Below are 11,231 nucleotides of genomic sequence, written 5' to 3' on the forward strand. Positions count from 1 at the left end.
AGGAGATCATCGCGGCCGGACCCGCCACCACAACGGCCTTCTGGGCGCCGTACAGCCATCCGGATCCGATGATGGAGCCCACTGAGGCCCACATCAACCCGATCAGTCCCACATCCCGACGGAGAGAGCTGGGGTCGCGTGCCTTCTGGGGAGCAAACTCGTTAACGCTTACCATGCGGCGCCTTTCAAAAAAGCCCAGGGCTTTGCTGCAAAAGTCGCCTCAGAGTAGGAAGCGTTTACGGATATAAAAAGAGTCATTACCGGAATATTACTTTCCCCGGAAAATTTCCCGGCCGCTCTTCTCTGATACCGCCGGGATGCCGGCCCGGATGGGCAGCGGGATGAATACGCAGGTCCGAGGGGCGACGAAATGCCGCCCTCGATCATTTCGCCTCACCGTCCGCACTACGCGATCGACAGTCGATCTTTCACTTCCGGACACTGCTATTGCGCGCGACTGTCCACCGTATTCAGGGTCCCGAGCCCTGAACTAATTCTCCGTCAAGTTGCCCGGCACAGAGGATGATTGCCGCCGCGCCGACCGGGAACGGGACGACGCCATTCGGTGTGGACACCGGTGTGTTCTGGCTCTGGCCGGCGCCCGTGTGATCAAGGCAGAACGCGGCGGCCCGCATTCCGTCGGTGGCGTCGACCGGGCATATCCATCGCCGCGGGCTCCGTCTGTCCATGATCCGCTGAACCCGGCGACCTTATGCCTCGGGGGCTTCGCCCCGGCCCGCCGGGGCCGGTCCGATGGGGGGCGAGCGACACTCCCTCCGGAACCGTCCGACGGCTGCGCCGCCCCGGCTTCCGTGCAGGTCCAGCTTCCGCTCAGGTCCAGCAGAGCGGGGCCCGGCGCGGCCCGCCGGGCCATGGTCAGGCCCGGCGGGCTTTCTCTCACCCCTGACCAGAGGTCGCGTCGCGTGTGCGTGCGCGCGTGCGGCATCGGGATGTGGCGCGGTTCGTCCCCGGCCTGCCGGGAAGGAGGCAGGGTGGCTGATCCAGAACGCGCGGAAGCTCGGCTCAGAAGCTGAAGCTCATGAACGCCCCATATCCACCTGCGGCCGCCTCCTTGAAGAATGCGACGAGATCGTCGTAGGAGCGCTCCAGCCAGTCCAGCTCGCCTTCCGGGTCGAGCCTCCAGGTGTTGGGGTACACCTTCTCCTTCATCATCCGCTCCGGGTCGTAGTGCGCCGCCAACCGCTCCCACGGCCTCGCCCGCAGTTGCCGTGCCACGCTCTCGATCTGCTCCGCAGACCACCCGAACAGGGTGCCGTCCTTCTGGATCTGGAACCCGTCCATCAGGAAATCAAGTTCCGCGTCCGTCTCGTCGAGCAGAAACTGGAGGCCGGCCCACGCCTTGTCCGGGCCGCCGCGAGGTCGATCCGGTATCGAGACGTCGTCGCTGGTGTACAGCTCGTAGATGTATTCATCGGCCCAACTCGGGTCGTTCTCCCCCCGATCCAGTTCCTCCGTGGTCGCGCTGATGAATGAGATGCTCACGCTCATGAATGCCAATCCCCCTTGATGTAGCACGTTTTCAGCACTTGCTCAGCACTGGTTCGGTCCTTTGTTCGTACGGCGACGGCGAGTGTTCCACACCGCTCTGACACACGGGCCGCGGTCGGCTTGCGAACGGCGGAAGCGGTGAGCGACGGCGTAGGGATTCGGCGGTGGTGGAGAGGGGGTGGTGGAGAGGGGGTTGCACGGGCCGGTCCGCTCGCCGAGGCTCCCCGCAAGCGCGGTCGGCCGGTCCGCTAACGTTCCTCTCCACGACGACCCGCTCCCAACTGCACCGCCGCAAGGGCCAGATATCGCTGGATAGCCGCTGGTGACCGTCCGCGGCCGCCGGCTGGTTCCCTGTTCCCGGAGGAGATCCTGTGCCGCACATCCTCATCGACCACGACGCGACGCTGCGGGAGGTCCTGGACCGCCGCCGCTTCGCCCGTGAACTGCACGCGCTCGCCGCGAAGACGGTCGACGGCATCACCGTCGAGAGCTGCAAGACCCGCTTCCGCTGCGTCGACGACGTCGTCATCGCCCACGACGAACCCCAACACGCCCTGATCCACGTGGAGTTCGCGATCCTCCCGGGCCGCAGCACGGAAACCAAGACGCTACTGAGCCAGGTCGTCCTCGACCTGGTGCGCACCCATACGGCGGCGGCCACCGGCCTCACGGTGCATGCCTCCGTGGAGGTCCGGGACCTCGACGCGTCCTACGCCAAACACGTGGAGTCGGCGACCGCACAGGAGTGACAGCAAGGGTGACAGCAGAGGGGGGACGACACGTCACCGTCCTGCCTGAGGGCCTGGAGCGCGCCGCGCCCAGGCCCTCAACCGCACCCCGGGTCGGCTCGCGGGGCGTGCCGGACGCGGTGGTCGTCCCCTGGCCCGGACCGTTGATCTACAGTCCTGCCCATGGTGAGGAAGCACGTGATCGTGTCCGGCCGGGTGCAGGGCGTCTTCTTCCGGGACACCTGCCGGCAGACCGCTCTTGAGTACGGCGTTTCGGGGTGGGTGCGCAACCTGCCCGACGGGAACGTCGAGGCGGTCTTCGAAGGAGACGAGGACCGCGTCGCGCAGTTGGTCGACTGGGCACACCAGGGGCCACCGGCCGCGACCGTGGCGAAGGTCGAGGTTCGGGACGAGGAGCCGGGCCGGCTGAGCGGCTTCGAGGTTCTGCCCACGCCGCTTCTGTGAGCGTGTGCGGCAGGCGCTACGCGGGTGCCGACGGCCTCCGGGACTTCGGGGTTCCCGGGCTCCGGGACTCTGCGGTCCCGGGACTCTGGGGTTCCACCGCGCGGAAGATGCAGGCGGGTGCTCGGACCGGGGGCGTGAGGAGCGGCGGCCGGCCTCGCGTGGCCGGTCGGGGCGGGTACGTACGGCAGCACACGGCCTCGGCGCCCCGTGGGTGACGGGGACGGGTGCGCCGAGGCCGTGAGGGGGACAGCGGTCAGCGGACCGGTCAGCGGTGGGTGGTGAACTGCCGCTCGAAGGAGGCGAAGGCGCTCTCCTGCCGCCACTCGACGGCTGCCTTGGGGCNCAGCGGACCGGTCAGCGGTGGGTGGTGAACTGCCGCTCGAAGGAGGCGAAGGCGCTCTCCTGCCGCCACTCGACGGCTGCCTTGGGGCTGGACGCGAGGAGGTGGCGGCAGGCGGCACCGGGGGTTCCGCCGCCCGGGAGCTGTCCGCGGCAGGCGGGGGCCGGGTGGTAGCCGTACCGGGTGGGGTTGCCCTGCCACAGGCTGCGGCCCGGCAGGAAGGAGTACTGCAGCGAGGCGCGGGCCAGATCCTTCAGTTCGCCGTAGCCGAGACCGTACGTGGTGGACGCGTACTGGTACTCGTGCGAGATGTCGATGCGGGAGATGCCGGGGTCGTCGGTGGCCAGCACGATCGGCACCCCGTACGCGCGGTAGGTCGTGAAGGGGTGCTCGGCTCCCTTCACGCCGAGGATCTGGGCGTTACTGGTGAAGGGCACCTCGACGGCCACCTGGCGCTCGGCCATGGTCCGGGCCAGCTGCCGCCAGTGGTCCTCGTGGACGAGGTCGACGCCGTGGCCGATGCGTTCGGCGTGGGCGACGTTGACGGCCTCGTCGATGTGGGACTTCAGGTCTTCCGGCTTGGCCAGACCCGGCCACAACTCGCCCGCGTGCAGGGTGATGTGGGCGCGCGGATAGGTGCGGTGCAGATAGGCGAGCATCCGCATCTGGAGGGAGTAGTCCCGCAGGGCGACCTCGCCGTCCTCGGGCTGGACGAGGTTGACCGCGGTGAACCGTCCGTCCCGCTCGGCCAGGCGCAGGCCCAGTTCCATCTGCGTGAAGACCCGCTGGGGGCTGCTGCCGCGGGAGACCTGGGAGTTCCAACGGACGGTCAGGCGGCAGCCCGGGGCGGGGTGGGGGGTGCCGCAGCGGGAGGCCGTACGGAACTCAGCGTCGGCGTCGTCGGCTTCCTTGCGGGCGGTGGCCACCAGGCGGTCCAGTCCGCCGTCGGCAACCAGGGCCTTGTGCATACGGTCGAAGTCGCCGTCCCAACCGACCGTGTCGGCGAGCTTCTTGGCGTCCTCGGAGGCGGGCGTGACCAGCGTCTCCAGGTAGAACTGGTTCTGCTCGGCGATGTCGTCGGCGACCTTCGACAGCAGCTTGCCGCGGTGGCGCCAGGTCACCTCACCGAACTTGCCGAACGTGTCGAAGAAGTGGTCGTGCCCTGACTGTCCCGCCGGAAAGTCCTCCATGGACCAGGCGCGCATCACAGCCTCGTGGAAGGCCCGGTCGGTCCGGGCGTCGGCCGCCGGCCGCTTCCCGGGACCGCACGGCGCCCCGACCGCCGTCATCGTCTTCTCGTCGATGCACAGTCCGTCCTCGGCGGCGAGCGATATCAGGTACTCGGTCGGTATGGCGCCGGAGAGGTGGTTGTGCAGATCACCGCCCTTCGGCAGGTGCCGGAAGAAACCGCGCAGCCGCGCCGGGTCCTGGCGAACGGACTCCAGGTAGGCGGCGGTACGCGCTTCGGCCGCGGTCGTCGGACGGACGGAACGCGACGTCGGGGCGGAGGAGTTGGCCGGCTGCGCGGCGGCGGGCAGCGCGGACGACAACGACAGCATGCTGAGGGTGGCCAGACCGACCCGGAGAGCCCGGCGACGGTTCACGGCACGACGATGATCATGATTCACCATCGCATCGTTGCTGCTCAACCGGGCTACCGGGAGACACTTTTCGGTAATTTTCCCGGCCGGGAACCTGGCAGGGGCCCCAGGGGGTCCGGCGTTCACGGCGGCGGACGTTCGGCGGGCGCCTGGCGCTGCCCACTCCGGTGCGGCCCCTTCACCTCCCGGGTGTTGGGTTGTCCGGCGGTCCTGACCGCTATGCCCAAGTGGGCGTCCAGGTCCCAGCGTCGGAGTGGTCGCGCCGCCCGGAGCGGAGGTGGTCGCGGAGCACGGCGAGTCCCGGATGCGGGTTGTCGCGGTGCCATACCAGTGAGTGCGGGTAGACGGGTGTCGGATTTCGCACGGCGATGCGCCGCAGGCCGTGGTCGACGGGCCAGACGAGGCGCGTCTCCTCGCCGACGAAGGTCGCCAGTGACCGGGAGTCGGTGATGGTGTCCAGCAGGGGTTCGATGCCGAAGTCGGGGCCGGTGATCTCGATGGTGAGCGCGAACGCGGCGGCGAGGGCGTCGTAGTAGGCGCCCCACTCGGTGCCGGGAACGATGCCGGGCATCCAGATCCGGTGTCCGACGAGCTCGGCGGGCGTGACCGCGCGGGCGGCGGCGAGTTCGTGGGCCGGTCCCGTGAGGAGCTCGATCGGCTCGTCGAAGACCCGGGCGGCCCCGATGTCGTCGGGGAGCTGCCGGCCGGGCATGGTGACGGCGCGGAAGGAGGCGTCGATCGTGCCGGCCCGGATGGCGTTGATGGCCCCGTCGACGTCGAAGAGGGTCACGACATCGAGCTCGATCTCGGGGTGCGCGCGATGGAAGTCGCGCAGCAGACCGGCCGGGGCGAGGCGCCGGCCGATCACGTCGACGCGCAGCGCGCGGCGGCCGGGACGAACGGAGGCCACCGCCCGCTCTTCGACCCGTAGAAGATCGCGGGCGTGCGGCAGGAACGCCTGTCCGTCGATGGTGAGCGTCGCGCCTCGCGCGGTACGGGTGAACAGCCGCGCACCGAGGATCTTCTCCAGCGTGGCGATGCGTTTGGAGACGGCCTGCTGGGTGATCGACAGTTCGGCGGCAGCGTCTTGGAACCGCCCCGCGTCGGCGGCGGCCACGAAGGTGCGCACAACATCGAGATCCACGCCGACCACGGTACATCCACAACCAATGGTTGTGCTTTGCTGTCGGGTCGGTTGTTTGATCCGGGCATCTGCCAGTCGCTTTGATACCGATGGTCATCGAGTGGTTGTTCACATCGGCGAGAGGCGCGTGGGACATGACGGGCAGGCGGACGCTGGGACGGCAGTTCCGGCGGTTGTGGGCAGCCTATGCGGTCAGCGTGTACGGCACATGGCTCGGGTTCGGTGCGTTTCCCCTGATCGCGGTCCTCGTACTGCACTCCGGGCCGACCCAGGTGGCGGCGCTGTCTGCCGCGGGGCGGGCGGTGGGGGCCGTGGTGGCGGTGCCGCTCGGCCCGTGGGTGGAGTTCCGCCGCAAGCGGCCGGTCATGGTGGCGATGGACCTGACCCGTTTCGCCGCGTTGCTGAGCGTCCCCGCCGCGTTCGCGCTCGGCCGGCTCAGCTTCGTGCAACTTCTCGTCGTCTCCGTCGTCGTCGCCGCGGCCGACATCACCTTCAGGGCTGCCAGCGGTGCGTATCTCAAGGCGCTCGTGCCGCCGGAGGACCTGCTCGTCGCGAACGGCCGGTTCGAGTCCACGATGTGGACCGCGAGTGTGGTGGGACCACCGCTCGGCGGGGCCGCCATCGGGCTGTTCGGCCCGGTGACGAGCGTGGTGGCCGATGCGGTCAGCTACCTGCTGTCGGCACTGGGCATCCGCTCCATCGGTGGGAGCGAGCCGCGCCCCGCACGGACCGGTGCACCGCGGCTGCGCGCCGGCGACCTGCTCGAAGGGTGGCGCCATATCCTCACCCATCCCACGCTGCGCCCGCTGCTCTTCAACTCCATCGTGGCCAACGGCCTGATCATGGCCTCCGAGCCGCTGCTCGCCGTACTCCTGCTGGGCCGCCTCGGGTTCGCACCCTGGCAGTACGGTTTCGTGTTCGCGGCCCCCTGCGTCGGCGGTCTCGTCGGATCACGCCTGGCGCCCCGCCTCGTGGCGCGCTTCGGACAGCACAAGGTGATGCTCACCGCCGGGGCGCTGCGCGCGTGTTGGCCTGTGGGATTGGCATTCGTCCGGCCCGGCGTCCCCGGGATGGTACTGATCATCGTCCTCCAGCTCGGACTGGTGACCTGCTGCGCCGTGTTCGGCCCCGTGCTGGCCACCTACCGGCTCGACCACACCGCCCCCGACCGGGTCGCCCGCACGCTGTCCGCGTGGGCGGTCAGCAGCAGCACCAGCATCGCGGCCCTGACCGCCGCATGGGGTCTGCTTGCCGCCGTCACCAGCCCCCGCACCGCGATCGCGCTCGCCGGAGTCCTCCTCCTGGCCACCCCGCTCCTGCTCCCGCGCCGCGAGAAGGCGCCCCGGAACACCACGGAACAGGCCGCGGGCCTCACCTGACACCGGCTGCTGCCGCACCACGGCCCGGCAGGCGGACGAACGCGGCTACCAGGTCGTCTTCGGATCCGACGTCACAGGCACCGAGGACGAATCCCGACAGGAGCCGGAACCTGCCGTGCTGCGCAAGGGCCCTTGTGCAGCACGGCAGTTGAGCCACGGCCGGGTGCTCGCCGGCAGCCGTTGGCAAGCCGCTCGCTGCCCCGGGGCCAAGGCAGTTCCGGGGGGGGGCAGACCTATCCCCCGCTGCGCCGGGACGACGCACGGTGGAAACGGGTCCCCCACTCGTGGATCCGGTCGAGCAGTTCGGGCGGGTGCAGCACATGGAAGTCCGCGCCGAGCACGCCCATCGCCATGGCCGGCCAGTCCAGGGAGTCGGCGGTCATCCGTACACGGCAGTGCCCCGCGTCGACCTCCTCGACCGTTCCCCATCGGCCGATCCGTTCGCGCACGGTCGCGGCCGAGGCGTCGACCAGAACCTCCACGCGGTACGGGCGGGGAACGTTGTTCAGGCGGGCGCGGACGAATGCGGCGGCGTCGGCGGCGGGCAGGTCGCGAAGCCGGAACCGGGAGCCGGTGCTGTGCGGTGCGGTGAGCCGGTCGACCCGGAAAGTGCGCCAGTCGTGCCGGGTGACGTCGTAGGCGACCAGGTACCAGCGCCGACGAAGACAGACCAGGCGATGGGGTTCGACGTGCCGGTCGGTGATCCGGCCGTCGGCGGCGCTGTAGGAGAAGCGGAGCTGCTCGGTGTCCCGACAGGCCAAGGCGACCGTGGTGAGGACGGCGGGGTCGACGTCCGCCCCGGCCTCCGCGCCCCAGTCGGCCGGCTCGGTCATCGTGCGCAGGCTCTCCACGCGGCGCCGCAGCCGGGCCGGCATCACCTGCACGACCTTGGCCAGCACCCGGACCGAGGACTCGGCGATGCCCTCCACCGCACCCTGGGCCGCGGTCTGCAGCCCCACGGCCAGGGCCACCGCCTCCTCGTCGTCGATCACCAACGGCGGCAGTGCCGCGCCCGCAGCGAGCTGGTAGCCGCCGTCGACGCCGCGCTGCGCCTCGACCGGATATCCCAGCTCGCGCAGCCGGTCGATGTCCCGCCGAAGGGTGCGGACCGAGATCCCCAGTCGCTCCGCCAGTTCGGTGCCCGGCCAGTACCGGTGGGTCTGAAGCAGGGACAGCAATTGCAACGTCCGGGTACTGGTGTTTGCCATGACCTTGATTCTCCCCGGATTCAGGTCAGAAAGTGACCGCTATGCCTCCTAACGTCATCCCTGACCGACGGAACAGGGACGCCGACGGCACGAGACACCGACGGCACAGAACCAAGGGAAGACGGAGACCATGAGCGAGATCATCACCGGCACGGAATCCACCGACCGCGACCCGGCCGACGCTCCGGCGGCCACCGGTGAGCGTGCCGACCTGCTGGCGTTGCTGGCCCACCAGCGGCGCTTCCTGCGCTTCACCACCCGCGACCTCACCGACGACCAGGCCCGGCAGCGGACCACGGCCAGCGAGCTGTGCCTGGGCGGTCTGATCAAGCACGTCGCCTCGGTCGAGCGGCACTGGGCGGACTTCGTCCTGGAGGGCCCGTCCGCGATGGGCGACTTCACCGCCATGACGGAGGAGGACTGGGCCCGGCGGGCCGACGAGTTCCGCCTGCTGCCCACCGAGACGCTGGCCGGTGTGCTGGCCGACTACGCCGAAGTGGCCCGCCGGACCGACGAGTTGGTCGCCACCCTGCCCGACCTGAACGCCACCCAGCCGCTGCCGAAGGCCCCGTGGTTCGAAGCGGGGGCGCATTGGACGGTGCGCCGGGTGATGATGCACATCATCGCCGAAACCGCCCAGCACGCCGGCCACGCCGACATCATCCGCGAGTCCCTGGACGGCGCCAAGAGCATGGGCTAACTGGCCGGCGGGGCAGTCTTGTTGCCCCCACCCGCGTCCTCCTACGGTCGACTCGTACGAGGACGCGGGGCACCACTACGGGGCACCAGTGCGCGGCATCAGATCAGGAGTGGAAGGTGACGTCCGAGGAGGCCGCGGACGGACCGTCGAGGTGTGGCTCCGGCATCCCCCGCAGGTGCAGGTCGAAGAAGGCCCGGACACAGGCCCGGGCGGTCTGCACCGACCGCTGGGCGGAGACCGTCGTACCGGGTGGCTCCGGGACTGCCGGTTCTTCGGCGAGGATCGGCAGGTCGGTGAAGGTGCCGTGGTGGGAGCCGGTGACCGTCAACCAGTGCTTCCAGCCGTCGAGGCGCCCCCAACTGGCCGCCCCACTCGGATCCGTCTTGCCGCCCATGTCGTGACCGACCACCATGAAGGAGCGGCCGTTCAGGCCGCTTGCGGGGACCGGCACGGACATGTCCCCGTCCAGGTTCACCCCGGCGCGCGGCGACGCTGGTGCGCGGGCAACGGAGTTGACGTCTCCGCGGGGTGGGTAGGGCGGTGCTCGTAGGCGCGGCGCAGGGTCGCGGACGCTGCGACCCCGTCGGGAAATCGGCATGAGATGTGTAGCTCGTGCGTGCTTACATGAGCACCATGGTGCCTGCTGACCGACTGCTCGCCTTTGCGGCCATGTCCTTCCTGCTGATCGTGATTCCCGGGCCCAGCGTCCTCTTCGTCGTCGGGCGCGCGCTGGCACAAGGGCGTCGCGCCGCGCTGACCACCGTCGTGGGGAACACCTTGGGAGCCTATGTGCTCATCGTGGCCGTGGCGCTGGGAGTCGGGGCCGTCGTGGAACGCTCCGTCGTCGTCTTCACCGTGCTCAAGCTGGCCGGCGCCGTCTATCTCGTGTGTCTCGGCGTCAGGGCGTGGCGGCAACGCGGCTCGTTCCAGGCCGCGTTCACCGCCGACAAGGCGGCGCGGGGCAGCCTGCGTACGCTGTGGGAGGGGTTCGCGGTCGGTGTGGCGAACCCCAAGACCATCGTGTTCTTCGCTGCCGTGCTGCCGCAGTTCGTCGATCGCGGCCAAGGACACGTCACGGCGCAGATGCTGTTGCTCGGGCTGGTCTTCAACATCATCGCCGTGGCCTCCGACAGCGTGTGGGGACTGGCCGCGGCCACCGCACGGGACTGGTTCGCCCGCTCACCCCGTCGACTTTCCCTGGTTGGCGGCCTCGGCGGGCTGGCAATGATCGGCCTCGGTGTCACCGTCGCCGCCACAGGCCGCAAGGACTGACTTCGAGCGCGCTACTTGGTTTTTCCAAGTGGACACTTGGAAAAACCAAGCCATGTCACTACGCTGCTTCTTCATGATCAGAAGCAGGGAAGACGGCTACGAACTCTCCATGGACCCGGATCGTCTCGATGTCGCCCTCGTGCACCGCTGGCTCTCGACTGAGGCGTTCTGGGCACTGGGACGCAGCCGGGAAACGGTCGAGCAGTCGATACGCGGCTCGGTGAACTTCGGCATCTATGACACCGCGGGCTGCCAGGTCGCCTACGCCCGCGTCGTCACCGACCGGGCCACCTTTGCCTGGCTGTGCGATGTGTATGTCGCTCCTGCGCACCGTGGCAAGGGCCTCGGAACCCGGCTGGCCGGCGCGGTGCGCGATCACCTCGCCCCCTACAAGCTCAAGCGGGTTCTGCTGGCCACGCGCGACGCTCACGAGGTCTACGTGAAGGTCGGCTTCGTGCCCGTCCCGGACCCGGAGAACTTGATGATCTTGAGTCCGGCACCGTGAACCGGTTGGCCCACAGGGCCAACTCGTCGGTGCGCAATGCAGCTGAGCCCGCCGGCCGGGCTCAGGCGTGGTCGTCGGCGGCGTCGTCCAGGAGCTGCGGGCCGTTGTTGCGCACGTTGTTGACCGCGGTGGACACGGCACGGGTGTTCAGGTGGCCGGCGGCGGGGGCGGCCAGCAGGGCGCGGAGTTCGTCGGCGTTGTGGTGGGCGGGGTCGAGCCAGGCGTTCCAGTCGGCGGGGGCGATGGCCAGCGGCATGCGGGGGTGGACGTGTCCGGCGGCGTCGGTGGCTTCGGTCGTGATGATCGTGCAGGTCGTCCACCACGCCCCTGGCGCGTCATCGTCGGAGACGTCGGGGTCGCGCCAGTACTCGTAGAGGCCG

The 11,231-nt window shown here is 69.6% G+C and carries 12 protein-coding genes and 1 pseudogene; 6 read left to right on the top strand and 7 right to left on the bottom strand.

What is annotated here, in order from left to right; translation table 11 throughout:
- A pseudogene (locus ACO1BR_RS42810) lies at positions 1-175 on the bottom strand (APC family permease); the annotation flags it as partial.
- 848 nt (positions 176-1,023) lie between these two features.
- Entirely contained in the window at positions 1,024-1,509 is a 486-nt protein-coding gene (locus ACO1BR_RS42815) for a YfbM family protein (protein WP_426800536.1), read from the bottom strand.
- A 371-nt stretch (positions 1,510-1,880) separates the two neighbouring features.
- On the opposite strand from ACO1BR_RS42815, the gene ACO1BR_RS42820 reads away from it, so the two are divergent.
- On the top strand, positions 1,881-2,258 hold the full coding sequence (locus ACO1BR_RS42820; RefSeq protein WP_426800537.1) for a 5-carboxymethyl-2-hydroxymuconate Delta-isomerase: 378 nt from the start codon (positions 1,881-1,883) through the stop codon (positions 2,256-2,258).
- A gap of 162 nt (positions 2,259-2,420) precedes the next feature.
- On the top strand, positions 2,421-2,702 hold the full coding sequence (locus ACO1BR_RS42825; RefSeq protein ID WP_426800538.1) for an acylphosphatase: 282 nt from the start codon (positions 2,421-2,423) through the stop codon (positions 2,700-2,702).
- Between the two features lie 354 nt (positions 2,703-3,056).
- Here the strand turns inward: ACO1BR_RS42825 and ACO1BR_RS42830 are convergent, their stop codons facing one another.
- Entirely contained in the window at positions 3,057-4,601 is a 1,545-nt protein-coding gene (locus ACO1BR_RS42830; RefSeq protein ID WP_426800547.1) for an adenosine deaminase family protein, read from the bottom strand.
- A 259-nt stretch (positions 4,602-4,860) separates the two neighbouring features.
- On the bottom strand, positions 4,861-5,787 hold the full coding sequence (locus ACO1BR_RS42835; RefSeq protein WP_426800539.1) for a LysR family transcriptional regulator: 927 nt from the start codon (positions 5,785-5,787) through the stop codon (positions 4,861-4,863).
- A gap of 134 nt (positions 5,788-5,921) precedes the next feature.
- Between ACO1BR_RS42835 and ACO1BR_RS42840 the strand changes: the two genes are divergently transcribed.
- Positions 5,922-7,166: an MFS transporter gene (locus ACO1BR_RS42840; protein WP_426800540.1), complete on the top strand. Its 1,245-nt coding sequence runs from the start codon at positions 5,922-5,924 to the stop codon at positions 7,164-7,166.
- A 233-nt stretch (positions 7,167-7,399) separates the two neighbouring features.
- Here ACO1BR_RS42840 and ACO1BR_RS42845 read toward each other — a convergent pair whose 3' ends face one another.
- Complete coding sequence (locus tag ACO1BR_RS42845; protein WP_426800541.1) at positions 7,400-8,374, bottom strand: helix-turn-helix transcriptional regulator; 975 nt, start codon at positions 8,372-8,374, stop codon at positions 7,400-7,402.
- A gap of 130 nt (positions 8,375-8,504) precedes the next feature.
- Between ACO1BR_RS42845 and ACO1BR_RS42850 the strand changes: the two genes are divergently transcribed.
- The gene (locus ACO1BR_RS42850; RefSeq protein WP_426800542.1) at positions 8,505-9,074 is read left to right on the top strand and encodes a DinB family protein; all 570 of its coding nucleotides are present in this window, start codon (positions 8,505-8,507) and stop codon (positions 9,072-9,074) included.
- A gap of 103 nt (positions 9,075-9,177) precedes the next feature.
- Here ACO1BR_RS42850 and ACO1BR_RS42855 read toward each other — a convergent pair whose 3' ends face one another.
- Positions 9,178-9,531 carry a hypothetical protein gene (locus tag ACO1BR_RS42855; protein ID WP_426800543.1) on the bottom strand — a complete coding sequence of 118 codons (354 nt, stop codon included), beginning with the start codon at positions 9,529-9,531 and terminating at the stop codon, positions 9,178-9,180.
- Positions 9,532-9,707: 176 nt separating this feature from the next.
- Between ACO1BR_RS42855 and ACO1BR_RS42860 the strand changes: the two genes are divergently transcribed.
- On the top strand, positions 9,708-10,346 hold the full coding sequence (locus tag ACO1BR_RS42860) for a LysE family translocator (protein ID WP_426800544.1): 639 nt from the start codon (positions 9,708-9,710) through the stop codon (positions 10,344-10,346).
- A 73-nt stretch (positions 10,347-10,419) separates the two neighbouring features.
- Positions 10,420-10,851, top strand: a complete 432-nt coding sequence (locus tag ACO1BR_RS42865; RefSeq protein WP_426800545.1) for a GNAT family N-acetyltransferase — start codon at positions 10,420-10,422, stop codon at positions 10,849-10,851.
- A 61-nt stretch (positions 10,852-10,912) separates the two neighbouring features.
- Here the strand turns inward: ACO1BR_RS42865 and ACO1BR_RS42870 are convergent.
- The coding region (locus ACO1BR_RS42870) for an SOS response-associated peptidase family protein (RefSeq protein ID WP_426800546.1) at positions 10,913-11,231 on the bottom strand (319 nt) is incomplete at its 5' end.

Origin of the sequence: Streptomyces sp. YGL11-2, assembly GCF_050054615.1 — a bacterium.
Taxonomy (GTDB): Bacteria; Actinomycetota; Actinomycetes; order Streptomycetales; family Streptomycetaceae; genus Streptomyces.